At 72.8% G+C, this 25,461-nt stretch carries 21 protein-coding genes; 10 read left to right on the forward strand and 11 right to left on the reverse strand.

Annotated features, from left to right (window positions below):
- Positions 1 to 66: 66 nt before the first annotated feature.
- Positions 67 to 885 carry an RNA polymerase sigma factor gene (locus ACIPPM_RS16400; protein WP_401447992.1) on the forward strand — a complete coding sequence of 273 codons (819 nt, stop codon included), beginning with the start codon at positions 67 to 69 and terminating at the stop codon, positions 883 to 885.
- 80 nt (positions 886 to 965) lie between these two features.
- Here the strand turns inward: ACIPPM_RS16400 and sucD are convergent, their stop codons facing one another.
- From sucD to ACIPPM_RS16425, 5 genes are all read right to left on the reverse strand, one after another.
- Positions 966 to 1,850 (reverse strand): succinate--CoA ligase subunit alpha, encoded by an 885-nt coding sequence (sucD, locus tag ACIPPM_RS16405; protein ID WP_030811903.1) that lies wholly within the window; start codon positions 1,848 to 1,850, stop codon positions 966 to 968.
- A 28-nt stretch (positions 1,851 to 1,878) separates the two neighbouring features.
- The gene (gene sucC, locus ACIPPM_RS16410; RefSeq protein ID WP_388996661.1) at positions 1,879 to 3,060 is read right to left on the reverse strand and encodes an ADP-forming succinate--CoA ligase subunit beta; all 1,182 of its coding nucleotides are present in this window, start codon (positions 3,058 to 3,060) and stop codon (positions 1,879 to 1,881) included.
- Positions 3,061 to 3,325: 265 nt separating this feature from the next.
- Positions 3,326 to 4,504 carry a VWA domain-containing protein gene (locus ACIPPM_RS16415; RefSeq protein ID WP_401447995.1) on the reverse strand — a complete coding sequence of 393 codons (1,179 nt, stop codon included), beginning with the start codon at positions 4,502 to 4,504 and terminating at the stop codon, positions 3,326 to 3,328.
- Entirely contained in the window at positions 4,501 to 6,882 is a 2,382-nt protein-coding gene (locus tag ACIPPM_RS16420; RefSeq protein WP_401447998.1) for a DUF5682 family protein, read from the reverse strand. Before ACIPPM_RS16420 ends, ACIPPM_RS16415 begins: the two co-directional genes overlap by 4 nt.
- Positions 6,840 to 7,970 (reverse strand): AAA family ATPase, encoded by a 1,131-nt coding sequence (locus ACIPPM_RS16425; RefSeq protein WP_401448000.1) that lies wholly within the window; start codon positions 7,968 to 7,970, stop codon positions 6,840 to 6,842. Before ACIPPM_RS16425 ends, ACIPPM_RS16420 begins: the two co-directional genes overlap by 43 nt.
- A 132-nt stretch (positions 7,971 to 8,102) precedes the next feature.
- Here ACIPPM_RS16425 and ACIPPM_RS16430 point away from each other — a divergent pair, with 132 nt between their 5' ends.
- Together ACIPPM_RS16430 and ACIPPM_RS16435 are read left to right on the forward strand one after the other, a co-directional pair.
- Positions 8,103 to 9,455, forward strand: coding sequence for an SWIM zinc finger family protein (locus tag ACIPPM_RS16430; protein WP_401448002.1), 1,353 nt, complete (start codon positions 8,103 to 8,105; stop codon positions 9,453 to 9,455).
- Positions 9,456 to 9,496: 41 nt separating this feature from the next.
- Positions 9,497 to 11,095: a DUF5691 domain-containing protein gene (locus tag ACIPPM_RS16435; protein WP_401448005.1), complete on the forward strand. Its 1,599-nt coding sequence runs from the start codon at positions 9,497 to 9,499 to the stop codon at positions 11,093 to 11,095.
- A 7-nt stretch (positions 11,096 to 11,102) separates the two neighbouring features.
- On the opposite strand, the gene ACIPPM_RS16440 is transcribed toward ACIPPM_RS16435, so the two are convergent.
- The gene (locus ACIPPM_RS16440) at positions 11,103 to 11,522 is read right to left on the reverse strand and encodes a cobalamin B12-binding domain-containing protein (RefSeq protein ID WP_388996678.1); all 420 of its coding nucleotides are present in this window, start codon (positions 11,520 to 11,522) and stop codon (positions 11,103 to 11,105) included.
- 238 nt (positions 11,523 to 11,760) lie between these two features.
- Here ACIPPM_RS16440 and ACIPPM_RS16445 point away from each other — a divergent pair, with 238 nt between their 5' ends.
- The 3 genes from ACIPPM_RS16445 (at position 11,761) to ACIPPM_RS16455 (ending at position 14,916) form a co-directional block, all read left to right on the forward strand.
- Positions 11,761 to 12,648, forward strand: coding sequence for an esterase/lipase family protein (locus ACIPPM_RS16445; RefSeq protein ID WP_401448008.1), 888 nt, complete (start codon positions 11,761 to 11,763; stop codon positions 12,646 to 12,648).
- A gap of 46 nt (positions 12,649 to 12,694) precedes the next feature.
- Positions 12,695 to 13,264 carry an SMI1/KNR4 family protein gene (locus ACIPPM_RS16450; RefSeq protein WP_401448010.1) on the forward strand — a complete coding sequence of 190 codons (570 nt, stop codon included), beginning with the start codon at positions 12,695 to 12,697 and terminating at the stop codon, positions 13,262 to 13,264.
- 191 nt (positions 13,265 to 13,455) lie between these two features.
- Entirely contained in the window at positions 13,456 to 14,916 is a 1,461-nt protein-coding gene (locus ACIPPM_RS16455; RefSeq protein ID WP_401448012.1) for a M23 family metallopeptidase, read from the forward strand.
- A gap of 56 nt (positions 14,917 to 14,972) precedes the next feature.
- On the opposite strand, the gene pcrA is transcribed toward ACIPPM_RS16455, so the two are convergent.
- Positions 14,973 to 17,468 carry a DNA helicase PcrA gene (gene pcrA / locus ACIPPM_RS16460; protein ID WP_401448014.1) on the reverse strand — a complete coding sequence of 832 codons (2,496 nt, stop codon included), beginning with the start codon at positions 17,466 to 17,468 and terminating at the stop codon, positions 14,973 to 14,975.
- A 161-nt stretch (positions 17,469 to 17,629) separates the two neighbouring features.
- Here pcrA and ACIPPM_RS16465 point away from each other — a divergent pair, with 161 nt between their 5' ends.
- On the forward strand, positions 17,630 to 18,637 hold the full coding sequence (locus tag ACIPPM_RS16465) for a hypothetical protein (protein ID WP_401448016.1): 1,008 nt from the start codon (positions 17,630 to 17,632) through the stop codon (positions 18,635 to 18,637).
- Here ACIPPM_RS16465 and ACIPPM_RS16470 read toward each other — a convergent pair.
- Positions 18,615 to 18,968 (reverse strand): hypothetical protein, encoded by a 354-nt coding sequence (locus ACIPPM_RS16470; RefSeq protein WP_401448019.1) that lies wholly within the window; start codon positions 18,966 to 18,968, stop codon positions 18,615 to 18,617. The two genes, ACIPPM_RS16465 and ACIPPM_RS16470, sit on opposite strands and share 23 nt — an antisense overlap.
- Before the next feature lie 448 nt (positions 18,969 to 19,416).
- Between ACIPPM_RS16470 and ACIPPM_RS16475 the strand changes: the two genes are divergently transcribed.
- Positions 19,417 to 20,526, forward strand: coding sequence for an NlpC/P60 family protein (locus ACIPPM_RS16475; protein WP_401448022.1), 1,110 nt, complete (start codon positions 19,417 to 19,419; stop codon positions 20,524 to 20,526).
- 69 nt (positions 20,527 to 20,595) lie between these two features.
- On the opposite strand, the gene ACIPPM_RS16480 is transcribed toward ACIPPM_RS16475, so the two are convergent.
- A complete protein-coding gene (locus ACIPPM_RS16480) occupies positions 20,596 to 21,354 on the reverse strand; it encodes a LuxR C-terminal-related transcriptional regulator (RefSeq protein WP_401448025.1) in 759 nt (252 codons plus the stop codon).
- The gene (locus ACIPPM_RS16485) at positions 21,351 to 22,643 is read right to left on the reverse strand and encodes a PspC domain-containing protein (protein ID WP_401448027.1); all 1,293 of its coding nucleotides are present in this window, start codon (positions 22,641 to 22,643) and stop codon (positions 21,351 to 21,353) included. The genes ACIPPM_RS16480 and ACIPPM_RS16485 overlap by 4 nt, the downstream gene beginning before the upstream one ends.
- A 232-nt stretch (positions 22,644 to 22,875) precedes the next feature.
- Here ACIPPM_RS16485 and ACIPPM_RS16490 point away from each other — a divergent pair, with 232 nt between their 5' ends.
- Both ACIPPM_RS16490 and ACIPPM_RS16495 read left to right on the forward strand, forming a co-directional pair.
- Positions 22,876 to 24,495, forward strand: a complete 1,620-nt coding sequence (locus tag ACIPPM_RS16490) for a PspC domain-containing protein (protein ID WP_401448029.1) — start codon at positions 22,876 to 22,878, stop codon at positions 24,493 to 24,495.
- Positions 24,482 to 24,697 carry a hypothetical protein gene (locus tag ACIPPM_RS16495; protein ID WP_401448031.1) on the forward strand — a complete coding sequence of 72 codons (216 nt, stop codon included), beginning with the start codon at positions 24,482 to 24,484 and terminating at the stop codon, positions 24,695 to 24,697. Before ACIPPM_RS16490 ends, ACIPPM_RS16495 begins: the two co-directional genes overlap by 14 nt.
- A 128-nt stretch (positions 24,698 to 24,825) precedes the next feature.
- Here ACIPPM_RS16495 and ACIPPM_RS16500 read toward each other — a convergent pair whose 3' ends face one another.
- On the reverse strand, positions 24,826 to 25,344 hold the full coding sequence (locus ACIPPM_RS16500) for a DoxX family protein (RefSeq protein WP_393595838.1): 519 nt from the start codon (positions 25,342 to 25,344) through the stop codon (positions 24,826 to 24,828).
- Positions 25,345 to 25,461: the final 117 nt, after the last annotated feature.

The following is a 25,461-nucleotide window of genomic DNA, read 5'->3' on the forward strand; positions in this document are numbered from 1 at the left end:
ACAGGCGAACCCCGGAAGTGTCGCCCAATATGTGTTTATGTGCCTTTTCACACAGAGGGGTGAGCCGTGACCCGAAGTACCGCACCCTCCCTGACCCCTGATCAGGCGTTCGACGCGCTGTACGCGTTCTGCGCCCCCGCCCTGGTACGGCAGACCTATCTGCTCACCGGGCGGCGGGAGTTGGCCCGCGAGGCGGTGGAGCGGGCGTTCCAGGCGGCCTGGCAGCGCTGGCCCGAGGTGGCCCGCGACCGGGACCCCGGCGGCTGGGTCCGGGCGACGGCGTACGAGTACGCCCTCTCCCCCTGGCACGGCTTCCGCCCCCGCCACCGCACCCCCGAGCCCCCGCCCGCCGACCCCTCCGCGCGCGCCCTGCTGCAGGCGCTGCTCCGGCTCCCGCCCTCCTACCGCCGCACCCTCGTGCTGTACGACGGCGTCGGCCTCGACCTGCCCGAGACGGCGGCCGAGACGGAGGCGAGCACCCCGGCGGCGGCGAACCGGCTGACCCGCGCCCGGGAGGCCGTCGCCGCACAGGTCCCGGAGCTGGCCGACCCGGCCGCCCTGCACCGGCGCCTGACCGAACTCGCCGCCACGGAACGGCTCCGCGCCGACGCCCCGAACACCGTCCGCACCGGCGGCGAGCGCCGCAACGTCTTCTGGACCCGCGCCGCCATCGCCTTCACCGTCGCCATCATCGGCGCCACCGGCCTCACCCTGCGCACGGCGCCCACGCACTACGAGGCGCCCATCGCCCCCGCCCAGGCCGTGCACGGCGTGCCCCCGGCGCCCGCCCTCGGCCCGCTCTCGAAGACCGAGCAGACCCTGCGCGCCAAACTGCGCGCGGAGTCCGGCAACGGCCCGGAACGGCTGGCGCCGTCCCCCGGCTGACGCCGTGTCCGAAAACAGCGGCGGGCCCGCCCCCACGAAGGGGACGGGCCCGCCGGTGTGCTGCCCTAGGAGCTTGAGCGTCAGGCGCTCAGGATCTCCCGCGCCAGCTTGGCCGTCTCGGTCGGCGTCTTGCCGACCTTGACGCCCGCGGCCTCGAGGGCCTCCTTCTTCGCCTGGGCGGTGCCGGACGAACCGGAGACGATCGCGCCGGCGTGGCCCATCGTCTTGCCCTCGGGCGCGGTGAAGCCCGCGACGTAGCCGACGACCGGCTTGGTCACGTTGTCCTTGATGAACGCGGCCGCGCGCTCCTCGGCGTCGCCACCGATCTCACCGATCATCACGATCAGGTCGGTGTCGGGGTCGTCCTGGAACGCGGCCAGGGCGTCGATGTGCGTGGTGCCGATGATCGGGTCGCCACCGATGCCGACGGCGGTCGAGAAGCCCAGGTCACGCAGCTCGTACATCATCTGGTACGTCAGCGTGCCGGACTTCGAGACCAGGCCGATGCGGCCCGGCTTGGTAATGTCGCCCGGGATGATGCCGACGTTGGACTGGCCCGGCGTGATGATGCCGGGGCAGTTCGGGCCGATGATCCGGGTCTTGTTGCCCTTCTTGCCCGCGTAGGCCCAGAAGGCGGCCGTGTCGTGCACGGCGATGCCCTCGGTGATCACGACGGCCAGGGGGATCTCGGCGTCGATCGCCTCGACGACGGCGTCCTTGGTGAACTTCTCCGGCACGAAGATGACGGAGACGTTGGCGCCGGTCTTCTCGATGGCCTCCTTGACGGTCCCGAAGACGGGTACCTCGGTGCCGTCGAAGTCCACGGTCTGACCCGCCTTGCGCGGGTTGACGCCGCCCACGACCTCGGTGCCGTCACCCAGCATGAGCTTGGTGTGCTTCATGCCGGTGGCGCCGGTCATGCCCTGGACGATGACCTTGCTGTCCTTGTTGAGCCAGATAGCCATGGTGTGTACGTGTCCTCGTCCTGAGTGCTTACTTTGCGGCGTGGGCCAGCTCGGCGGCCTTCGCGGCCGCGCCGTCCATGGTGTCGACGCGCTGGACCAGCGGGTGGTCGGCGTCGGTGAGGATCTTGCGGCCCAGCTCGGCGTTGTTGCCGTCGAGGCGGACGACGAGCGGCTTCTCGACCTTCTCGCCGCGCTCCTCGAGGAGCTGCAGCGCCTGGACGATGCCGTTGGCGACCTCGTCGCAGGCGGTGATGCCGCCGAAGACGTTGACGAACACGGACTTGACGTCCGGGTCGCCCAGGATGATCTCCAGGCCGTTCGCCATGACCTGGGCGGAGGCGCCGCCACCGATGTCCAGGAAGTTGGCGGGCTTCACGTTGCCGTGCTGCTCACCGGCGTACGCGACGACGTCCAGGGTGCTCATGACGAGACCCGCGCCGTTGCCGATGATGCCGACCTCGCCGTCGAGCTTGACGTAGTTGAGGCCCTTCGCCTTGGCGGCGGCCTCGAGCGGGTTGGCCGCTTCCTTGTCGTGCAGCTCTTCGTACTCGGGGTGACGGAACTCGGCGTTCTCGTCGAGCGACACCTTGCCGTCCAGCGCCAGGACCTCGCCGGAGGCGACCTTCGCCAGCGGGTTGACCTCGACGAGGAGGGCGTCCGACTTGATGAAGGTGTCCCACAGCTTGATCAGGACGTTGACGACCTTGTCCGCGACCTCGGCCGGGAACTTGGCGGCCTCGACGATCTCGCGGGCCTTGGCCTCGTCCACGCCGTCGATGGCGTCGATCGGCGTCTTGGCGACGGCCTCGGGGCGGGTGGCCGCCACCTCCTCGATCTCCATGCCGCCCTCGACGGAGGCGATGGAGAGGAAGGTGCGGTTGGCACGGTCGAGGAGGAAGGAGACGTAGTACTCCTCCACGATCTCCGGAGCGGTCTCGGCGATCATCACCTTGTGGACCGTGTGGCCCTTGATGTCCATGCCGAGGATGTCCGTCGCGCGGGCGACGGCCTCGTCCGGGGTGGCGGCGAGCTTGACGCCGCCGGCCTTGCCACGACCACCGACCTTCACCTGCGCCTTGACGACGGACTTGCCGCCCAGACGCTCGGTGATCTCGCGCGCCGCCTCAGGCGTGTCGATGACTTCACCGGCCAGCACCGGTACATCGTGCTTGGCGAAGAGGTCCCTCGCCTGGTACTCGAACAGGTCCACGCGCTTCCGTCCCTATCAGTGATCTCGCGGTCGTTGGATGCGTGGGCGTGCCGCGAAGGGCAACGTGACGTCCGCTTGTCACAAGGGGTGCGCACACGGTGTCCGAGCGCGCGGCATGTCCGTCTCGCAGGTTATCCCTGCTTGCCGGGGGGCCCTAAATCGCGAGTCACACCCGAGCGGTGATACCTGTCACATGATGCCGTTTTCCCTGACACGCCGTGCCTCTTGGGGTTCGTTTGTTCGGCCGGTGACCCCATCCGCCTTGTCACGCGGTGTCCGGTATGGGCAGCGGGCGCTTCTCGATCGCGGCGGCCATCACCTCCGGGAACAGGTCCGGGGTGCAGGCGAACGCGGGGGCCCCGAGGGCGGCCAGCGCGGCCGCGTGCTCCCGGTCGTAGGCGGGCGCCCCCTCGTCGGAGAGCGCGAGCAGGGTCACGAACTGCACGCCGGACGCCTTCATCGCCGCGACCCGCTTCAGCATCTCGTCCCGGATGCCGCCCTCGTAGAGGTCGCTGATCAGCACGACCACCGTCTCGGCGGGCCGGGTGATCTTCGACTGGCAGTAGGCGAGCGCCCGGTTGATGTCGGTGCCGCCGCCGAGCTGGGTGCCGAAGAGGACGTCCACCGGGTCGTCGAGCTGGTCGGTGAGGTCGACGACGGCAGTGTCGAAGACGACCATGCGGGTGCTGATCGACCGCATCGAGGCGAGCACCGCCCCGAACACCGACGCGTAGACCACGGACGCCGCCATCGAGCCGGACTGGTCGATGCAGAGGATCACCTCCTTCTTCACCGACCGCGCGGCCCGCCCGTACCCGATGAGCCGCTCCGGCACGATCGTCCGGTACTCCGGCAGATAGTGCTTGAGGTTGGCCGCGATGGTGCGGTTCCAGTCGATGTCGTGGTGGCGCGGCCTGCTGACGCGGGCGCTGCGGTCGAGGGCGCTGGTGAGGGTGGCCCGGGTGCGGGTAGCCAGCCGCTTCTCCAGGTCGTCCACCACCTTGCGGACGACCGCCCGCGCGGTCTCCTTGGTGGTCTCCGGCATCGCCTTGTTCAGCGAGAGCAGGGTGCCGACCAGGTGGACGTCGGCCTCCACCGCCTCCAGCATCTCCGGCTCCAGCAGCAGCGCGGCCAGCCCGAGCCGGTCGATGGCGTCGCGCTGCATGACCTGCACGACGGAGGAGGGGAAGTAGGTGCGGATATCCCCGAGCCAGCGCGCCACGGAGGGCGCCGAACCGCCGAGCCCCGCCGAACGCTCCCGCCCGGCCGGGCTCTTGCCCGCCTTGTCGCCCCGGCCGTACAGCGCGGTCAGGGTGCCGTCCATCGCCGCGTCCCGGCCGGACAGCGCGACTCCGGTGCCGTCCGCCTGGTCGCCGCCGAGCACCAGCCGCCATCTGCGCAGCCGCTCGGCGTCGGCGTCGAGTTGTGTCGTCCCGTTCGTCATGTCCCCACCCCCGCGAGGTCGTCGTCCATCGATGGCCGCTGCTCCGGTGTCAGGCCGAGCAGCAGGCGCAGCACCGGCAGCACGGCGGCCGCGCGTCCGGCATCGGGTTCCGGCGCGAAGCCGGGCGAGGTCGACGGGTGGGCCGTGGCCCCGGTGCCGCCGCCCGGACCGCGTCGGACCAGCTCGCCGAGCGTCCTGCGCACACCGGGCTCGTACGCCGAGAAGGTGCGGCGCAGCAGCGGCAGCACGTCGGTGAACGCGTCGGCGGATACGGAGGTCAGCCAGGCGTCGACCAGGGCGAGCAGCCGCTCGTCGTGCACCAGCAGCAGCCCTCCCCCGCCGCCTCCGACGAGCCCCTCGACCCACGCGGCCGCGTCACCGGGGGCAGTCCCCGGCGACAGCGCCAGCCCCATCAGCCGGGCCACGTCCTCGGCCTCCAGCACCCCGTCGTCCAGCAGCAGCCGCACCGCCCGGCCCCGGAGGAGACCGGGCACGGTGTCCCGCTGGGACAGGGTGCGCAGCACGGCCCGCCAGCGGGGCCGGAGGTCGTCCCGCCCGGTGAGCGTCTCGGACAGCAGGCCGACCGCACCGTGCACGGCGTCGACATGGCCCCGCATCTCCTGGGCGGCGTCGGTGTCCAGGGTGGTGCAGGCGGGCGGGAGCCCGATGAAGACGCGCTCCGCGAGGGCGGCCGCGACGTCGGCGAGGGCCCCGGTGTCGGTGCCGCGTACGTCGCCGTAGCGCAGCGAGCGGACCAGGGCGGGGAGCGCCTGCGCGAGGTGGCTCACGTCGGCGTCGAGGGCCGCGCGGTCGGCGAGCACCCGCATCACCACGGGCAGCGCGTCCGGCAGCCCGGCGAGCAGGCACTGCTCGGCCAGCGCGGTCACGTCGGCCAGCGCCCGCGCACCGATCGCGTCGGCCTCCGCCTTGGCGGTCGCCGCGCCCAGCACCGTGGTGCCCCACACCCCGGCCTCGGCGATGCGTACCGACAGCTCCGGCTCCCAGCGCAGCCGCCAGGTCTCCCGGAAGGTGCCCGTGCTCCCGCGCGAGCGGGCCGGTTCGCCCCAGCCGACGCCGAGCAGCCGCAGCCGGTGCAGCAGCCTGCCGCGCGCGGCGTCGGTGTCCTTGCGAAGGTCCAGCTCCAGCTCGCGCTCCAGCGCCTCCGGCTTGAGCCGCAGCCGGCGCTGCTCCCGGGCCAGGTCCCGCTGCAACGGCACCGCGGGCGCGGACTCCGGGACCTCGCCGAGCACGTCCCCGACCACCAGCCGGTCGTACACCAGGGACAGCGGGACGTCCGAGCCCTCGCACAGCACCGCGCGGACGGCGTCCGTGGTCTCGGTGAGGCCCGGCAGCGGGCGGCCGCGCATCACCGCGAGGGTGTCGGCCAGCCGGACCGCCTCGATGACATGGGCAGAGGACACGATCCGGTCCTCCGCGCGCAGCAGTCCGGCAACCTTGGTGAGCCACCGCTCCACCGGCCGGTCCGGCGCGCCGAACAGGTGGGCGTACCAGCCCGGTGAGTCGATCCCGGCGCCGTAGCCGCTGGACCGGGCCAGCCTGCGGTGGGTCCAGGGCACCCAGGTGAGGTCGGCCTTGACCTTGGGCAGGCCCTTGAGAAGTGCCCGGTCGGCGGTGACCGTCGCCTTCGCGCGGAGGGCAGGCACATGCCAGGCGCCGCAGACCACGGCCACCTCGTCCCCGAACTCCTTGCGGGCGGCGCGGATCTGGAGCCGCATGTACGCCTCGCGCACCAGGTCGCGCGGGCGGCCGCCGTCGCCGTACCGCTCCCGCAGGGCGCCCATGGCGTCCTCCAGCGCGGCGAACGGCGCGAACGGCTCGTCCCGGCCCGGACCCCGGTGCTCGACGGCGTCCTCCCACCAGCGCTCGGGGTCGTCGTACCCGGCCGCCTCGGCGAGGGCGGCGAGCGGGTCCACGCGGGCGTGCTCGGCCTCTTCCTCCTCGTCGCCGTCGCCCGTTTCCTCCTCCCGGGCCAGCGAGTGTGCGGCGGGCAGGTCGATGAAGCGGGCCGGGACCCCGTGCTCGACGGCCCACCGGATCGCCACCCACTCGGGGCTGAACTCGGCCAGCGGCCAGAACGCCGAGCGGCCGGGCTCGTCCACGGCGTGGGCGAGCAGCGCGACCGGCGGACGCAGGCCGGGGTCGGCGGCCAGCGGGATCAGCGGATCGGCCTCGGGCGGGCCCTCGATGAGGACGACGGCGGGCGAGGCGGCGTCCAGCGCGGCCCGCACCGCCCGCGCGGAGCCCGGCCCGTGGTGCCGGACGCCCAGCAGCAGCGGGCCCGCCTCGAACGCCCCGGCCGGGGGCGGGGACCCGCTCACGCGCTCACCTCCCGGCAGGCCCGGTAGAAGTCGGTCCATCCGTCGCGCTCGCGCACGACCGTCTCCAGGTACTCCTGCCAGACGACCCGGTCGGCGGCCGGGTCACGGACCACGGCACCGAGGATGCCCGCGGCGACGTCCCCGGCGCGCAGCACGCCGTCGCCGAAGTGGGCGGCCAGGGCGAGGCCGTTGGTGACGACGGAGATGGCCTCCGCCGTGGACAGGGTGCCGCTCGGCGACTTCAGCTTCGTCCGGCCGTCGGTGGTCACGCCGTCGCGCAGCTCGCGGAAGACGGTGACGACACGGCGGATCTCGGCCAGGCCCTCGGGCGCCTCGGGCAGGTCGAGCGAGCGGCCCAGCTGGTCGACGCGGCGGCTGACGATGTCGACCTCGGCGTCGGCGCTCTCCGGCAGCGGCAGCACCACCGTGTTGAAGCGGCGGCGCAGCGCGCTGGACAGGTCGTTGACACCCCGGTCGCGGTCGTTGGCGGTGGCGATGAGGTTGAAGCCCCGCACGGCCTGCACCTCCTCGCCCAGCTCCGGGATCGGCAGGGTCTTCTCGGACAGGATGGTGATCAGCGTGTCCTGCACATCGGCCGGTATCCGGGTCAGCTCCTCGACCCGCGCCGTCATGCCCTCGGCCATGGCCCGCATGACGGGACTGGGCACGAGAGCCTCACGACTGGGGCCGTGGGCGAGCAGGCGGGCGTAGTTCCAGCCGTACCGGATCGCCTCCTCCGGGGTGCCCGCGGTGCCCTGCACGAGAAGGGTGGAGTCGCCGCTGACGGCAGCCGCCAGGTGCTCGGACACCCAGGTCTTGGCGGTGCCGGGCACGCCGAGCAGGAGCAGGGCGCGGTCGGTGGCCAGCGTGGTGACGGCCACCTCGACGATGCGGCGCGGGCCCACGTACTTGGGTGTGATCACGGTGCCGTCCGGCAGGGTGCCGCCGAGGAGATAGGTGGCGACCGCCCACGGCGACAGCTTCCAGCGCTCCGGGCGCGGCCGGTCGTCCTGCGCGGCCAGCGCGGTGAGTTCGGCCGCGAAGGCGTCTTCGGCATGCGGTCGCAACGTCTGCGGCGCCCGGTCCGGGATCGGTTCGACGTTCGTGGGTTCTGTGGACACAGTCATGGCTGAGGCCCCCTCCAGCTCGGCCGTGGGTCATCTGGCATCCACCATGCAGCACCCCACTGACAATCGCTCCGACCTGTGGATAAGCCCGCCCGTGACCGATTGTCAGTGGGGGGTTCTAACGTCGTTGGCATGACTCAGCAGGGGGTGCGCCCGACTGCGGAACAGGTGCTTGCTCTGGCGCCTGACGCGTCGTCGCGCAAAGCGGGAAGCAAACTGGGTGTGGCGGGGCCGTGGTCCGGTGCGGGCAGCGGCCAGGAGGGGGCGGTGTGGGGTCTGTGCAAGGGGAGCGGCAGCAAGCCGTACCAGACGGTGGTGGACCTGTCGGACCCGGCCGAGCCCGCGTACAAGTGCACTTGTCCGAGCCGGAAGTTCCCCTGCAAGCACGCGCTGGGGCTGCTGCTGCTCCGGGCGGGGGACGAGGGCGCGGTGCCCGTCTCGGACACGGTGCCGGACTGGGCCGAGCAGTGGCTCACGGGCAGACGCGGGCGGGCGGAGGTCAAGAGGGAGCGGGACAAGGCGAATTCGGCCGCCGATCCCGAGGCAGCGCGCCGACGTGCGGAGCGGCGGGACCAACGGGTCACCGCGGGCGCCACCGAGCTGGAGCGCCGCCTCGCCGACCTGCTCCGCGACGGCCTGGCCTCGGCCGAGCGGGCGGGGTACGGGCTGTGGGAGGAGACGGCGGCCCGCATGGTCGACGCCCAGGCCCCCGGACTCGCCTCGCGAGTGCGGGAGTTGGGTGCCATACCGGCGTCCGGTGCGGGCTGGCCGGCCCGGCTGCTGGAGGAGTGCGCCCTGCTCCACCTGCTCGACCAGGGCTGGCTGCACCGTGACCGGCTCCCGGACGCCCTCGCGGCCACGGTCCGCACCCGCCTCGGCCTGCCCACCTCGGCGGACGGGCCACCGGTGCGCGACCACTGGCAGGTGCTCGCGCAGTACGACACGGCCGACGGCAAGCTGACCACCCGCCGCGTCTGGCTGCACGGCGCGGCCTCGGGCCGCACCCGGCTGCTCCTCTCCTTCGGAGCGGCGGGCCGCGCGCCCGAACTCTCCCTCCCGGTCGGCCTGTCCCTGGACGCGGACCTGTCCGACCACCCCGGCGCGGGGCTGCGGGCCGCGCTCGGCGAGCGGCACGCCCCGGCGGCCCCCGCCGCCGCCCGCCCGCCCGGCGTCACCACCACCCGGGCGCTGACCTCCTACAGCGAGGCGCTCCGCGAAGACCCCTGGCTGGAGTCGGTGCCGGTCACCCTGGACGCGGTCATACCCGTCCCCGACGATGCCACCGGCTCCTGGCACCTGGCCGACGCCGACGCGGACACCGCCCTGCCGCTGACCCCGTCGTTCCTGACCCGTCCGGGCCTGTGGCGCCTGGTCGCCCTGGCCGGGGGGACACCGCTCAAGGTGTTCGGCGAGTGCGGCCACCGAGGATTCACGCCCCTGACGGCGTGGCCGGAAGGGACGGCCGAGCCGGTGACCCTGTGCTGAACACCCCGCCCGCCCCGAAGACCCGCCTGGAAGGGACCCCCGTGACCGCGCCCACCTGGGACGACCTCCTCACCACCGCCCTGCTCGGCACCGACCGCCGCGCCCTGCCCGCCGACCCCGCCGGGCGTGAGGCCCCGGCCGCCCTGCTGGACGCCGCCGCGACGGCGGCCGTACAGCGGCGGGCCGGGCTGCGCCCCGGACCTGTGGGCACCCGGCCGGACCCGGCCCCCGAAGACACCCGCCCCGCGCTCCCGCCCGCCGCGGCCCACCGGCTCACACTGCTCCTGGCCGACCGCCCCGGCGGAGCCGGCGGTCGTCGCGGCAGCGCCCCTGACCTCACCGAACTCCTCCCCCAGTGGCTGGCGGCGGCCAACGCCCAGGGGTACGCGGCACCCCCGCAGATGGTGCCCGCCCTGCTGGACGCGGCCCGCGCCCGTACCGATCTCCGCCCGGCCGCGCTGGAGTTCGCGGGGGCGCGGGCCCTGTGGCTGGCCCGACTGAACCCGGACTGGCGGTTCGCCCAGCGAGCGGCCTCAGGCGGCACCTCGGCGCTGCCCGGCGCCGAGGACGAAGCGGGAGTACGACGGCTGTGGCAGGAGGGACTCTTCGCGGAACGGGTCGCCCTGCTGACTGCCCTTCGCACTCGAACCCCCTCCGCCGCGCGGGAGTTGCTCGCGGGGACCTGGGCGCAGGAGCGGGCCGAGGACCGGCTGATGTTCCTGGACTCGCTGCGGGCGGGCCTGGCGGCCGACGACGAGCCCTTCCTGGAGCAGGCGCTCGCCGACCGCAGCCGCAATGTCCGGGCCACGGCGGCCGAACTGCTGTCCACGCTGCCCGGATCGGCGCTCGCCGCGCGGATGGCGAAGCGGGCCGCGACCTGCGTGGCCCTGGACCACACCGGCACTGCGGCCGCGATCGTCGTGGAGGCGCCCGCCGCCTGCGACCCGGACATGGAGCGCGACGGCGTGACCGCCAGGCCCCCGACGGGCCGGGGTGAACGGTCCTGGTGGCTGGGCCAGCTCGTGGAGGCGGCACCGCTCGGCACCTGGCCGGACCGGCTCGGCGGGCGCACGCCGGAACAGATCGTGGCGCTGCCCGTGACGGACGGCTGGCAGGCCGAACTGCACGCCGCCTGGTGCCGGGCGGCCGTACGCCAGCGGGACGCCCGGTGGGCACGGGCACTGCTGGGCTCGCCTTCGGCGCCGGAGGCGGGCGGCCCCGGCGCGGTGTCCCTCGCGGACCGGGCCAAGCTGCTGGCGGCGCTGGAGGCGGGTGAACGGGCCGCGTGGGTGGCCGGGTTCATAGCCGGGCACGGCCTTTCGGAGGCGTTCCAGCTGCTCGGGGTGTGCGCGCTGCCCTGGACGGCACCGCTGGGCCGCGCGGTCGTGGACGCCCTCGACATCGCGCGGGAGGCGGGCAGTTACCCGTGGAGCTTCAGCGGGGTGATGGGCCTGGCCGAGCGCTGCCTCGACCCGGCGGAGACGGCCCGGCTGGACAGCCTGCTGGCCGTGCCGGACGAGCGGGCGGACGCCTCCCCCGGCGCCGGGGGCTACTGGGCGGAGGCGTTCCAGCGGCTGGCCACCACCCTGCGGCTACGCGCGGCGATGGCGGGCGAGCTGGCCCCGGCCGACGGGGCCTGAAGCGCGCTCAGCCGGAGGCGGCAGGCTGACGCGCGTTCTTCCGCACCCACTCCACGATGGAGGTGGTGGTCGCGCCGGGCGTGAAGATCTGGGCGACACCCTTCTCGCGCAGCGGCGGGATGTCCTCCTCCGGGATGATGCCGCCGCCGAAGACCAGGATGTCGGCGGCGTCGCGCTCCTTGAGGAGGTCGATGACCGCCGCGAAGAGCGTGTTGTGGGCGCCCGAGAGGATGGACAGGCCGATCGCGTCGGCGTCCTCCTGGATCGCCGTGGCGACGATCTGCTCCGGCGTCTGGTGCAGGCCGGTGTAGATGACCTCCATGCCCGCGTCGCGCAGCGCGCGGGCGATGACCTTGGCCCCGCGATCGTGGCCGTCGAGCCCCGGCTTGGCCACCACCACACGGATCGGACCGGCTGCCACACCCATCACTGCCTCCATCAAGGGACACCGTCAAGGGACCGCGGAAGCGGCCGCTTCCAGTCCCGTACCGACAAGTACCGCACACCTGGCACGTTCCGCCACCTGTCGAAAGTGAACGAACGTTATCCCCAGCATCGCGCAGCGGACTGTTTCACGGGACGCGGCGAGGGGGAAATCACATGGTGGGACATGAGGGCACGCGGGGGACAGAGCCGCCCCCCGCGTGCCGACAGGAGGTCGGCCAATGAAGGTCACCGGGGTATTGCCACTCTTCCTCCCGATCTGCAGGCGTCTGTGGCCCGGCAGACTGGCCTCCGTGTCCGCGACGCTGGTGAAGGCCACCGCGCTGGAGTCCGTGACGCTGGTCAAGGCCACCGCCCTCGAGGCCGCGATCCTGGCCGGTCACATGCTGCTGTACCCGACCGGCCTCACCCAGGAGCGCCGCCAGGCCGACCTTCCGGTGCCCGCGGGCACGGCGAGGCTCCCCGTCCCGACCGGGCCGCCGGTCGTGCTGCTGCACGGCTTCATCGACAACCGCTCGGTGTTCGTCCTGCTGCGCCGCAGCCTCGCCCAGCACGGCAGGCAGCGGGTGGAGTCGCTGAACTACTCCCCGCTGACCTGCGACATCCGCACGGCGGCCGAGCTGCTGGGCAGGCATGTGGAGGAGATCTGCGAGCGCACCGGCAGCGCCCAGGTGGACATCGTGGGGCACAGCCTGGGCGGCCTGATCGCCCGCTACTACGCGCAGTGTCTGGGCGGTGACGTCCGGGTGCGCACCGTGGTCACTCTGGGCACCCCGCACTCCGGGACCCGCGCCATTCCGCTGGCCAGCGCGCACCCGATCGTGCGGCAGATGCGCCCCGACTCGCCGGTGATCGAGGAGCTGGCCCGTCCGGCGCCGGGCTGCCGTACGCGGTTCGTGAGCTTCTGGAGCGACCTGGACTCCGTGATGGCCCCGCTGGAGGCGGCCTGCGTCGACCACCCCGACCTGGAGGCGCACAACATCCGGGTGAGCGGCATCGGCCACCTCGCCCTGCCGGTCCACCCCACCGTGGCGGCGGGCATACGGGAGGCACTCGACTCCGAGTCCGCCATGAGGCGGCAGGAGGGTGGCGGCCTCACGGTCGCCTGAGAATCCCGCCCACAACAGGTCGCCCGACCTCGTTAGATTCGACCCCATGACGACCTGGGACCGGACCGCGGTGACGGCACGCCTACGGGAGGCCGCGGCGCACGACCGCGCCAGGGAGCGTTTCGGGGCGGATACACACCGTTACGATCTGCGGCCCCCGCTGCCGGAGCCGGAGATCCGCGCCTTCGAGACCAGCCACGGCATCGAACTACCCCCGCCGTACCGCTCCTTCGTCGCCGAGGTGGGCGACGGCCCCGCCGGTCCGGCCCACGGTCTGCTGCCGCTGATCACCCCACGCCCCGAGGCCGCCGACGACTGGGCGGTGGACGACGAGTGGGCGCGGGACCGGCTCCCCGGACGCCTGGCCTCGCCGTTCCCGCTGACCGAGCCCGCGCCCGGCCGCCTCGGCACCGACGCCGACACGCTGACGCGGGGCACCCTGCTGCTGGCGGAGGCGGGCTGCGGAATGTACTTCCGGCTCGTCCTGAACGGTCCGCGCGCCGGGGAGATCTGGCTCCTCGACCCCGACTGGGGCGGCTTCACCCCCACGGACCGCGACTTCCACACTTGGTACACGAAGTGGCTGACAGCCCTGCCACAGCTTCCTCAGGGATGACACAGCGTCACAGGTGCTCGAACACTCCTCGAACACAGGGCCAAACTCGCGTCCCGCGAACCCCGAAACACGGCCGAATGCCCGTTTCCCGTCCACATGAAACCAGCGGAAGATTGTCGCGCCCGCATACCGCCGGGTACAGTCGCCGCACTGCTCTGGCAGCCCCTGTTGTCGAGGCGAAAGAGAAGTTGGTGAACGACCGTCACCCGTCGGGGACCATGACCCCGGCTCCGGCTTCCGACGCCTCCCACGCGCACTACGCGCCGTACGGAGCACCGGAAGTCCCGTACGACGACCTCACCACGTACGGCGGTTACGACACCACCGGTCTCCCGGTGGCCGAGGCGGCCTACGCGGCCGACCCGCACCTCGGCGGCTATCCGGCCGGCCCGCACACCACCGGCGCGTACGACACGACGCACTGGGGCACCGGCGATGGCGGACACCTCGCCCACGACCCCTACGCGACCCAGCAGCACACCGGCTACGACACGGGCGCCTACGACACCACCGCCTGGACCGTCCCCGCGCAGGGCACCCCGGAGGACACCGGCGCCTGGTCGCCGTACGGGCAGCAGATCGCCCCGGACCCCGCCCAGCAGTGGGACTGGGGCACCCAGACCTTCGACACCGGCGCCTACGACGCCACCCAGTGGAACACCGACGGCACCGCCCCGGAGCACCAGCGGGCCGAGGAGCCGTTCGACCAGCAGGCGACGGCCACCTTCGACCAGGTCACCCACGACCCGTACGGGGACGACGCCGCGTACGCGGAGTACGCCGACCACGAGTACGGCGAACACCCCGACGCGGAGGACGAGTCGACCGGTACGGGTGAACTCCCCGTCGTGCCCGCCCTCCTGGACGACCAGGAGGAGGTCGTCCCCGCGCCGCGGGCCGGTTCCCGCGCCGCGGCCCGCTCCCGCCGCCGGACACCGGCCAAGCGTTCCGCGCTGCTGACCGTCGCCGTCCCCTCGGCCTGTGTGATGGGGGTGGCCGGGATCGCGGCCGCCTCGGTCGGCGATCTGACCGGTGGGGCGCAGGAGGCCGCCGCCTCCGCGGCCGACGCGCACGCGGTGCAGCCGTCCGTCGCCAACAGCAAGCTCGACACCCAGCTGCGGACCCTGTCCGCCGGGGCCGACGACTTCACCGACCGGGTGAGCCGGACCCAGGAGCGCATCGACCTCAAGGCGCAGCAGGCGCTGGAGAAGAAGAAGGCCGCCGCCGAGGCCGCGCTCAAGGAGAGACTCCGCCCCAAGTTCGCCATCCCGGTGTTCCAGAAGGGGCTCAGCGCGCAGTTCGGGCAGGCTGGCGTGAACTGGATGTCCGTCCACACCGGCATCGACTTCCCCGTGTCGTACGGCACCACCGTGATGGCCGCGACCGACGGCGTCGTCACGACCAAGTGGAACAGCGCCTACGGCAACATGCTGGTCCTGACGGCCAAGGACGGCACGGAGACCTGGTACTGCCACCTCTCCAGTTACCGCGTACCCTCCGGCACGTCGGTCAAGGCAGGCCACCCCATCGCCTATTCCGGCAACTCCGGCAACTCCACGGGCCCCCACCTCCACTTCGAGGTCCGCCCGGCGGGCGGCGCGGCCATCGACCCGCTCCCCTGGCTCCGCAGCCACGGCCTGGACCCGACCTGATCCCGCCGCCCCGACCTTGACCGAGCCCCGCCCTTCCGGCGGGGCTCGCGTCGTGTCTAGAGCTTCTCCACCGGCGCGTACCGCAGCAGCAGCCGCTTGGCGTTGCCGCCGCCGAAGTCGATCGTGGCCTGTGCCTTGTCGCCGTCGCCCGCCACCGCGACCACCGTGCCCAGACCGAACTGGTCGTGGGTGACGCGGTCACCGATCGCCAGCGACACCACCGGCTTGTCGCCGGTCCTGCGGGTGGCGAACCCGGAGGCACCGGCCGCCGAGGAGCGGGACCGGGACGAGGAGAGGGTGGACGCCACCGAGGAGGCGGCCTTGCCGAACGCGGGCGCGGGCGCCGACGCGGCACCGGTCCGCTTCCACTCCAGATGGGTGGCCGGGATCTCCTCCAGGAACCGGGAGGGCGGGTTGTAGGACGGCTGCCCCCAGGCGCTGCGCAGCGCGGCCCGGGTGAGGTAGAGCCGCTCCCGCGCGCGCGTGATGCCGACGTAGGCCAGGCGCCGTTCCTCCTCCAGCTCCTTGGTCTGGTTGAGGGCGCGCATGTGCGGGAAGACGCCGTCCTCCATGCCGGTGACGAAGACGACCGGGAACTCCAGGCCCTTGGCGGTGTGCAGGGTCATCAGGGTGATGACACCGTCGCCGTCCTCCTCGTCGGGGATCTGGTCGGAGTCCGCGACGAGCGCGACCCGCTCCAGGAACTCGGCCAGCGTGCCCTGCTCGTCGCCCTCGTGCTCCTGCTCGAACTCCAGCGCCACGGCCGCGAGTTCCTGGAGGTTCTCGATCCGGGTCTCGTCCTGCGGGTCGGTGGACGCCTGCAACTCGGCCAGGTAGCCGGTGCGTTCGAGGACCGCCTCCAGCACGGTGGCCGGTCCGGCGCCGGACTCGACGACGGTGCGCAGGTCGTCCATGAGCGCGTTGAACCGCTTGACCGCGTTGGTGGAGCGCGCGGCCATGCCGTACGCCTCGTCCACCCGCTTCAGCGCCTGCGGGAAGCTGATCCTCTCGCGCTGGGCGAGGGCGTCGACCATCGCCTCGGCGCGGTCCCCGATGCCCCGCTTGGGCACGTTGAGGATGCGGCGCATCGGCACCGAGTCCTCGGGGTTGGCGAGGACGCGCAGGTAGGCCAGGACGTCCCGGACCTCCTTGCGCTCGTAGAAGCGCACTCCGCCGACGACCTTGTACGGCAGGCCGACGCGGATGAAGATCTCCTCGAACACACGGGACTGCGCGTTGGTGCGGTAGAACACCGCCACGTCCCCGGCCTTGGCGTCGCCCGCGTCGGTGAGGCGGTCTATCTCGTCGGCGACGAACTGGGCCTCGTCGTGCTCGTTGTCCGCGACGTAGCCGATGATGCCCGCGCCCTGGCCCGCGTTGGTCCACAGGTTCTTGGGGCGGCGGGACTCGTTGCGCTCGATGACCGCGTTGGCGGCGGACAGGATGGTCTGCGTGGAGCGGTAGTTCTGCTCCAGCAGGATGGTCGTCGCGTCGGGGTAGTCCTCCTCGAACTGGAGGATGTTGCGGATGGTCGCGCCCCGGAAGGCGTAGATCGACTGGTCCGCGTCACCCACGACGCACAGCTCGGCGGGCGGGACGTCGTACTCGTTGGGCGGGACGTCAGCGTCCTCTGCGGCGCGGGCCCCGGTGCCGACCAGCTCGCGGACCAGCGCGTACTGCGCGTGGTTGGTGTCCTGGTACTCGTCGACCATGACGTGCCGGAAGCGGCGGCGGTAGTGCTCGGCGACGTCGGGGAAGGCGCGCAGCAGGTTGACCGTGGTCATGATCAGGTCGTCGAAGTCGAGGGCGTTGGCCTCGCGCAGCCGCGACTGGTAGAGCGCGTACGCTTGGGCGAGGGTCTTCTCGAAACCGTCGGTGGCCTGGGCGGCGAAGTCCTCCTCGTCGATCAGCTCGTTCTTCAGGTTGCTGATCTTGGCGCTGAAGGACTTGGGCGGGTAGCGCTTGGGGTCGAGGTCCAGATCGCGGCAGACCAGGGCCATCAGACGCTTGCTGTCGGCCGCGTCGTAGATCGAGAAGGACGAGGTGAAGCCCAGCCGCTTCGACTCGCGGCGCAGGATGCGGACGCAGGCGCTGTGGAAGGTCATGACCCACATCGCGCCCGCGCGCGGGCCGACGAGCTGCTCGACGCGCTCCTTCATCTCGCCCGCGGCCTTGTTGGTGAAGGTGATCGCCAGGATCTGGCCGGGGTGCACATGCCGCTCGGCCAGGAGGTGGGCGATGCGGTGGGTGAGCACCCGCGTCTTGCCGGAACCGGCGCCCGCGACGATGAGCAGCGGGGAGCCCGCGTGGACGACGGCCGCGCGCTGGTTGTCGTTCAGCCCCTCCAGGAGGGCCGCCGCGTCGATCGGGGGACGCGGGGCGCCGTCGCGGTAGTGGGTGTCCCGGTCCGGGGGCACGTCGAACTTCCCCCCGAACAGGTCGTCCGGAACCGGCTCCGGAGCGTGCTCGTCCTCAGGCGGCGCGGGTTCTTCCTCGTACCCGCGCGGGGGCTGGAGGCCGGCCAGGAAGCTGTCGTCAAAGAGGCTGCTCATCGCTCTACGAGTCTAGGGCGCCCCACCGACAACCGTTCCCCGTCCCGGGAACCCGGCCGGATTCCCGGCGGGACGGCCTCCGTGTGGGCCGGTCCTCTTTTCGAGCCCCACGCGCGCGTGCCCTCCCTGCCGGGGACGGACCGCTCCCTAGCATCAAGGACATGTCGGGCATCTCGGGTATGCGTACGTGGGTGGCGGAGCGTCCTCCGGCGGCGGGCACGGCAGTCATGGCGACCGCCGTCGTCTCCATCGGCCTGCGGCTGGCGGGCGTCGAGGTGGTGTCCCGGATCTTCCTGGTACTGGCCTGCCTCGCCTGGCTGACCCTCGCCGCCACCTTCGCGGTACGGCTGGCGCGGCAGCGGGGGCGCTGGGCGGAGGAGGCCCGCGACCCGGCCGCGCTCACGGCGGTGGCGGCCACCGCGGTGCTCGGCACCCGGATCTCGCTGCTCGGCGTCCAGCCCCTGGCCGAGGCCCTGCTGGCCCTGGCGGCGCTGCTCTGGCCGGTGCTGCTGGTCTCCGTGCTGCGGCACTGGGGTCAGCGCATGCCGGGCACGGTGTTCATGTGTTGTGTGGCCACACAGGCGCTCGCCGTACTGGCGGCCACACTGGCGGGCGCGGAGGCGACGGCATGGCTTGCGCACACCGCGCTGGTGCTGTTCTGGCTGGGCCTGCTGCTCTACGCGCTGGCCCTGCCCCGCTTCGACTCCCGCCAGGTGCTTCGGGGGCTGGGCGACCACTGGATCGCGGGCGGTGCGCTGTCGATCTCGGCCCTGGCCGGGGCCCGGCTGATCTCCGCCGACAGCGCGCGGCTGTACCTGTGGAACAAGGACGACAGCGGCGTGCTGCACCAGGTCACCGCGATCCTGCTGGTCCTGGACCTGGCCTGCTACGCGGTGCTGGTGCTGGCCGAGCTGGCGCGCCCCCGGCCGCGCTACGGCCTGCTGCGCTGGGCCACCGTCTTCTCGATGGGCATGACGGCGACGGCGACCCTCGCGGTCGCGGCCGCCCTGGACGTGGCCTGGCTGAGCGGGCCGGGGAAGGTGCTGGTGTGGGTGGCGGTCGCGGTGTGGCTGGCGGCGGCCCTGGGCGCGGTGCTCGCGGCGCGCGCCGGGAGCAGCGGCCCTCAGGAGGCGGGAGCGCCGGACGTCACGTCCACAGCACGGCGATGAAGATGTTCACCGTGGTCAGGGCGCCGACCAGCCCGAACATGCCCTTGTCGACCGTCTCCTCGTCGCGCTTCACGTAGACCAGGCCGAGGATCACGATCAGCAACAACAGCTTGGTGCCGATCTTGATGTTGTTGACGTGGTGGCCGTCCGCCTCGTTGAGGCCGACCAGCACCACACCGGTGACCAGCATGGTGATCGCGCCGTGCAGCATGGCGGGCACGAAGCGGGCCGTACCCCGGCCCATCGCCTTCATCTGGGTGAGGAAGCCGCCGAGCAGCGCGGCGATGCCGATGATGTGCAGGCCGACGAAGACATGGATGAGTACGGTCATGGGAACCGAGCCTAGTTCGGCACACCCCGTCACCCCCGTACCGGACCCCGCGCCCCGCTCACGGTCCTGACGGATCTCACTCGTCTCACTCGCTCGCGGGCTATAGCACTCTCCGCTTCACTCGGGTCCCGCCTTCCCCTCTTTGATCATCAGGCTTCGATTCCACGGTTCCGCCACCAGGACATCCCGATCAGACACGGTCAGCTCCGGGCCCGTCGGGGACAGTTCCGTACAGGCGTTACCAACCCGTCACCATCCGGCCTAGCGTCCTCCCCCAGGTGACCGGCTCCCCACAGCCGCCCGGACCAGGGGCGGCAGCCGGACAGCACCGCCGAGGACCGTCCGTCGGCCGCCGTCTCCCCTGTGCGGACGGCCGCCGGACACCCCGCCCCACCGGGGCAGGACGTCCTCGGCCGCACGAGTCCCATGGAAGGACGTGACGGTCCAGGTGGCAGCGCACCGAAAGCTCCGAGCGCGCTCACTCAGCGGCAACACGGCCCGCACGGCAGCCACTCTCGCCCTGGCGGGAGCGGCCACCGCGACGGCCTTCGACGGAACGGGACACGCCGAGCCGCGACTCACCACCGCCCAGGTCAAGACCGAGGTGGACCGGCTGTACCGGGAGGCGGAGGCCGCCACCGAGAAGTACAACGGCGCGCACGAGAAGGCGAGCGCCGCCCAGCACCGGCTGAACTCCCTGCGCGACGAGACCGCCCGCAGGCAGGTCAGACTCGACACCGCCCGGAGCGCCCTCGGCTCGTTCGCCGCCGCGCAGTACCGCGACGGGACGATCGCCCCGAGCTGGCAGCTCGCCCTCTCCAGCAGCCCCGACCGCTACCTGGACGGCGCCGCCTTCGCCGAACGCGCCGGTGACCGCCAGGCCAAGCAGGTCGCCCGGGTACGCGCCCAGCTCCAGGAGATCGAGCGGCTGCGCGGCGCGGCCCGCGTCGAGGCACGGTCGGTGCGGTCCCGGCAGGCCGAGCTGAAGCGGCAGAAGAACACCGTCACCGCCAAGCTCGAGCAGGCCCGGCACCTGCTGGCACGGCTCACCCCGCCCGAGCGCGCCAAGGCCGCCGACGGCGCCCCCGCGACACCGGCCCGCGCCACCCGCTCCGCCACCGGCGGCCGCTCCGCCCCGGTCCCGGCCGCCCCCGCCAGGACGTCCGTCGGCCGGACGAGCGCGCCCACCGGCCGGGCCACCGCGCCCGACTCCCGCGCCTCGGCGGCCGTCGCCTACGCCTACCGAAAGCTCGGCAGCCCCTACGTCTGGGGCGCGACCGGCCCGAACGCCTTCGACTGCTCGGGCCTGATCCAGGCCGCCTACCGCTCCGCGGGCATCTCCCTCCCTCGCACCACCTACGCCCAGATCAACGCGGGCCGACGCGTCTCCCGCTCCCAGCTCCGCCCCGGCGACCTGGTGTTCTTCTACTCCGGCGTCAGCCATGTGGGCATGTACGTCGGCAACGGCCGCATGATCCACGCCCCCAACCCCTCGGCACCGGTCCGGGTGGCGCCCATCGACCAGATGCCGTTCGCGGGAGCGACCCGGGTGGCGTGAGCGGGGCCGGGTCCCCTGGGGGTTCCGTCGGGGACTTCCCCAGGGGGGTCTGCGTAGGAGCCCTCGGGGTCAGACCAGCCTGCGGGCCGTCGCCCAGCGGGTCAGCTCGTGCCGGTTGGACAGCTGGAGCTTGCGCAGCACCGCCGAGACATGGGACTCGACCGTCTTCACCGAGATGAACAGCTGCTTGCCGATCTCCTTGTACGCGTAGCCACGCGCGATCAGGCGCAGCACCTCACGCTCGCGCTGGGTGAGCCGGTCCATGTCCTCGTCGACCGGCGGGGCGTCGGTGGAGGCGAAGGCGTCCAGCACGAACCCGGCCAGCCGGGGCGAGAAGACGGCGTCGCCCTCCTGCACGCGGAAGATCGAGTCGATCAGGTCGGACCCGGTGATGGTCTTGGTGACATAACCGCGCGCCCCGCCCCGGATCACCCCGATCACGTCCTCCGCCGCGTCCGAGACGGAGAGCGCCAGGAAGCGCACGGGCTGCTCGGGGTCCGCCATCAGGGCCGCGCTGCGCCGGAGCACCTCGACTCCGCCGCCGCCGGGCAGGTGGACGTCGAGCAGGACCACCTCGGGCCGGGTCGAGGTGATGACCGAGACCGCCTGGTCGACGTCCGCGGCCTCGCCGACCACCTCGACCCCGGTCCGCGCGGTCTGCCCGATCTCCGCCTGCACCCCGGTACGGAACATGCGGTGGTCGTCCACGAGCACCACCCGGACCCGGCGCCCGGCCGTGCCCTCCGCCGTCGGCTCCGCGGTGTCGCGTCCGGGGTCGGCCACCTCCGCCTCCCCCGTCGTGCCGTTCGCCTCGGTCGCGTCACTCATGCCGTCTTCTCCGCCCTCTCCATCTCCAACTCGACTTCCGTGCCGCCGTCCGGCACCGGCCGCAGCCGGGCCGTGCCGCCGTTGCGCTCCATCCGGCCGATGATCGACTCCCGGACCCCCATGCGGTCGGCGGGTATGGAGTCGAGGTCGAAGCCGGGTCCCCGGTCGCGGACGGACACGAAGACCGTACGGCCCTCGACCTCCGCGTAGACCTGTACGGCACCGCCCTCGCCACCGTACTTGGCGGCGTTCACCATGGCTTCGCGCGCGGCCTGCATCTGCGCGCTCAGCCTGTCGTCCAGGGGACAGTCGCCCACCACCACGACCTCTATGGGCACGCCGTGCTTGTCCTCCACCTCGGCCGCGTTGCGCCGCACCGCCTCCGCGACCGTGTCCGGCTCGTCGGCCTCGTCCTTGCCGGTGCCCTCCGGCGTGTACAACCAGGTCCGCAGGTCCCGCTCCTGCGCCCGGGCCAGGCGGCGCACCTCGCCCGCGTTGTCCGCGTTGCGCTGGATCAGGGTGAGGGTGTGCAGCACCGAGTCGTGGACGTGCGCGGCGACCTCGGCCCGCTCCTGGGCACGGATGCGCATCAGGCGTTCCTCGGACAGGTCCTGGGTCACGCGGACGAGATAGGGACCGGCGAGCAGGGTGATGCCGACGACGACGGCGAGCGCGGCCTCCAGCACCGCTCCCAGATGGGTGGCGGAGACCTGCATCACGAAGATGGCGGAGACCCCGGCGGTGACCAGCAGCACGCCCACGCCCGCCCGGAGCAGGGTGAGCGTGCGCCGACGGCTGCCGACCTCGACCCAGCGGGCCCGACGGGCGTTGTCCGCCTGACGCCACACCAGGGCGACGCCCGCCGCGACCAGCACGACCGGGACCAGGTACGCCTTGGCCGTGTTGGTCAGATTGACGCTGCCCAGGAAGACGATGGACACGATGACCATGAGGAGCAGGGCGGCCATCTGCCCCTTCTCCGGTTTGCGGGCCACCAGTCTGCGGCGCCCGTCCGGCGAGGTCTCGGTGCCGACCAGCGAGGCGGGCTTGTGGTCGCCCACCCCGCCGACCCCGAGCGGGACGAAGAACCAGAACGCCGCGTACAGCAGCGCACCCAGTCCGTTCGCCATGAACAGGCCCGCGAAGGCCAGCCGCACCCACACCACGGGCAGCCCGAGATGCCCGGCGAGCCCCCGCGCCACTCCGCCCAGCCAGCGACCGTCACCGCTGCGGTAGAGCTTGCGCGGCGGCCGCGGGTCTTCGAGGGGGAGTGCTGCGGCTTCCGGCATGCCAACGATGGTCACACGGCGGTGGGTGCCGGGGCATCAGGGTCGTCCCCCGAGACTCCCCTGATCTTCGCCGGGGTTTCCCTGATCTCCGGCGGACCGCCCGCACCCTGAGCTGGGCTCGGCCCGGAGCCCGGAGTCGAACAAGTCCCCGGCTCGTCTCAGGGGAGATTTCAGGGTTCGACCAGGGTCGACCCGACTGCCCTCACGGCTCCCGGCCCGTCACCATGGACACATGACGGATCACGAGCACGCCGCGACGGGTCCGGGACCCGGCTCCGGCCCACGCCCGGCCTCGGGCACCGGGCCGACGGATGCCGCACCCGCCGCGCCGGAGCGGACGGGCCCGGATCGGACGGACAGTACGGATAGGCGGGAGACGCCCGCCGGAGCGCGGGGCGCGGAGAGAGGGGGTGGAGCAGTGCGGGACTCGGAGACGGCGGACCAGCGAGCGGGGAACTCGGGAGCGAAGGGTTCGGGCCGTCAGGACACAGCGGAGACGGGCACCGCGGCAGGGCACCGGCCCAGCACCGCCGAGGCCCCCCGCCGCTTCCGCCGCGACCGGCGGCACAAGACGATAGCGGGTGTCTGCGCGGGCCTCGGCCGGCAGACGGACATGGACCCGGTGATCTTCCGCATCACCCTGGCCGTGCTGGCCGCGACCGGCGGCATCGGCCTCGTGTTCTACGGCTTCGCCTGGCTCCTCGTGCCGTACGACGACGAGGAGGAGAACGAGGTACGCAAGCTGCTGACCGGCCGGGTCGGCGGACAGGCGCTGGCCGCCGTCCTGTTCGCCCTGATCGGCTGCGGGGTCATCCTGACCACGCTGCGCAACGGCGGGGTGCTGACCTTCGCCGTGGTGCTCTCCCTGCTGCTGGCCGGGGCCGGGTACTGGTCACGGCACCGGGCCACCGCCGACCCCGCCCCCTCCCCTAGTGACGAGCCGAAGTCGCCCAGGGGCCACCCCATAGCCGCGCAGGCCGCGGCGGACGCCCCGCCGGAGACCCAGGCACCGCCGATCTACTACAGCGGGCCCTCCTGGTGGCGGGACCCGATCGTCAAGGACGGCACCCACGTCGGCGGCACCGGCTACTTCTGGGGTCCCCGCGACGCCGCCGAAGAGCACGTCATGCCCTCCCCGCCCCTCGACTTCGTCATGCAGCTCCCCTGGCCCCACTCCCTGGCCGGACGCGCACCGGGCGACAAGCGGCCCAAGCCCCGGGGGCCGCGCTGGATCAGTGGCTGGGTGTTCCTGCTGGCCCTGCTGGCGGGCGGCCTGGGCGGCAGCCGTACCTGGGGCACACGCCCGCTGGCCACCAGTCTCCAGACCGGACTGGCCTGCGCCCTGGTGGTGTTCGGACTGGGCATAGCCGTCAGCGCCTTCCTGGGGCGCACGGGAGGCGGGTCCGCCTTCCTGGCCCTGGTCACGGCGCTGCTGCTGGCCGGAAGTGCCGCACTGCCGGGCGATGTCACCTCCCACTGGAGGCACACGGCCTGGCGGCCGACAGCCACGGCGGACGTCCGCCCCGCCTACGAGCTGGGGTCCGGCTCCGCCACCCTCGACCTGACCGGGCTGCACCTGACCAAGGACCAGACGGTGGCCACCAGGGCGGGACTGGGAGCGGGCCGACTGAAGGTGGTCATCCCGGCGGACGCGACGGCGGTGCTGAGCATCGACGTGGGGGTGGGCGACATCCGGATGCCCGGTGACGACGGCAAGGACGTGGACGTGCGGCCGGGCAGGCACGAGACGGCGAACCTGGCTCCGGACAGGAGCAGCGAGGAGACGGGCGTGCTGCGGATCGATCTGCATGTGGGCGTCGGACAGGTGGAGGTCAGCCGTGCTGCGTCATGAGTTCCAGCCCGGACGGCTGGTCGGCGGAATCTGCCTCACCGTCGCGGGCGCCCTCTACCTGGGGGACGCGCACGGTCTGTGGGACGTGCCCTGGTTCACGGCGATCCCCCTGGCCGTCGGCGGCCTGATTCTGGCGGGAATGACGACCGCCCTCACCCGCGCGATACGCAGGCGGAGCGGCACGGAGGACGAGAAGGTCTGAGGGCGGCCCCCGCCCGCCCCACTATGCCCAAGCCGCCAAGCCCGGCCCGCGCCGCCAAGCCCGGCCCGCGCCGCCGGGCCAAGCCCAGCCAAGCCCCGCCGGTGGGCCAAGCCCCGTCCGGCCCGGATCTAGCGGTAGCCGCCCGACCGGCGGCGGCGGCGGTCCCGGAGGGAGGCGTCGACGGAGAGATAGGGGGTGCCCGCCAGGACGAGCGGGAGCCAGGCCATCAGGTAGGCGAGGTCGTTGCCGTAGTAGTAGGGGCTGGAGGCCCAGCTGACGGTCAGCCACAGGCTCAGCGAGATCAGCGCGCCGCCCAGGGCGGCCAGTCGGCCGAAGAGTCCGATCAGGATGCCGATGCCCACGGCCAGCTCACCGAGGGCGATGGCGTAGCCGAAGCCGACCGGGCTCTTCAGGGCCAGGTCGACGAGGGCCGGAATGGCGGAGGAGTCCCGGACCCCGCGCATCGTGTCGCCGAGCGAACCGGCGCCGGCGGCCTTCATGAAGGCGCTGTCGGTGAGCTTGTCCAGGCCCGCGTAGACGAACGTGACACCGAGGAAGATCCGGAGTGGGAGGAGGGCGTAACGGGTGGCGGTGGCCCGCCAGTCACGGTCGCCGTCGAGATGGGAGGTGCGTGTGTCCGTCCGCATACCGTGAGTCATCACTTCAGTCGCCTCTCGCCCGCCGTGCCGGACCCCTCACACGACGATACGTATGACGAAGGGAGCCGGTTCAATCCTCCCCCGTCCTCCCCTGCGCCGATCTGC

The sequence above is a fragment of the Streptomyces sp. NPDC090119 genome (genome assembly GCF_044747085.1).
Classification (GTDB): Bacteria; Actinomycetota; Actinomycetes; order Streptomycetales; family Streptomycetaceae; genus Streptomyces.

Bases quoted from the DNA above. Each gene is read 5' to 3' on its own strand.
- ACIPPM_RS16470 (WP_401448019.1), bottom strand. From the start codon at position 18,968: ATGACCGTACTCATCCATGTCTTCGTCGGCCTGCACATCATCGGCATC.
- ACIPPM_RS16440 (WP_388996678.1), bottom strand. From the start codon at position 11,522: ATGGGTGTGGCAGCCGGTCCGATCCGTGTGGTGGTGGCCAAGCCGGGG.
- ACIPPM_RS16450 (WP_401448010.1), top strand. From the start codon at position 12,695: ATGACGACCTGGGACCGGACCGCGGTGACGGCACGCCTACGGGAGGCC.
- ACIPPM_RS16445 (WP_401448008.1), top strand. From the start codon at position 11,761: ATGAAGGTCACCGGGGTATTGCCACTCTTCCTCCCGATCTGCAGGCGT.
- ACIPPM_RS16420 (WP_401447998.1), bottom strand. From the start codon at position 6,882: ATGGACCGACTTCTACCGGGCCTGCCGGGAGGTGAGCGCGTGAGCGGG.
- pcrA (WP_401448014.1), bottom strand. From the start codon at position 17,468: ATGAGCAGCCTCTTTGACGACAGCTTCCTGGCCGGCCTCCAGCCCCCG.
- ACIPPM_RS16490 (WP_401448029.1), top strand. From the start codon at position 22,876: ATGACGGATCACGAGCACGCCGCGACGGGTCCGGGACCCGGCTCCGGC.
- ACIPPM_RS16415 (WP_401447995.1), bottom strand. From the start codon at position 4,504: ATGACGAACGGGACGACACAACTCGACGCCGACGCCGAGCGGCTGCGC.
- ACIPPM_RS16480 (WP_401448025.1), bottom strand. From the start codon at position 21,354: ATGAGTGACGCGACCGAGGCGAACGGCACGACGGGGGAGGCGGAGGTG.
- ACIPPM_RS16430 (WP_401448002.1), top strand. From the start codon at position 8,103: ATGACTCAGCAGGGGGTGCGCCCGACTGCGGAACAGGTGCTTGCTCTG.
- ACIPPM_RS16425 (WP_401448000.1), bottom strand. From the start codon at position 7,970: ATGACTGTGTCCACAGAACCCACGAACGTCGAACCGATCCCGGACCGG.
- ACIPPM_RS16500 (WP_393595838.1), bottom strand. From the start codon at position 25,344: ATGCGGACGGACACACGCACCTCCCATCTCGACGGCGACCGTGACTGG.
- ACIPPM_RS16485 (WP_401448027.1), bottom strand. From the start codon at position 22,643: ATGCCGGAAGCCGCAGCACTCCCCCTCGAAGACCCGCGGCCGCCGCGC.
- sucD (WP_030811903.1), bottom strand. From the start codon at position 1,850: ATGGCTATCTGGCTCAACAAGGACAGCAAGGTCATCGTCCAGGGCATG.
- ACIPPM_RS16465 (WP_401448016.1), top strand. From the start codon at position 17,630: ATGTCGGGCATCTCGGGTATGCGTACGTGGGTGGCGGAGCGTCCTCCG.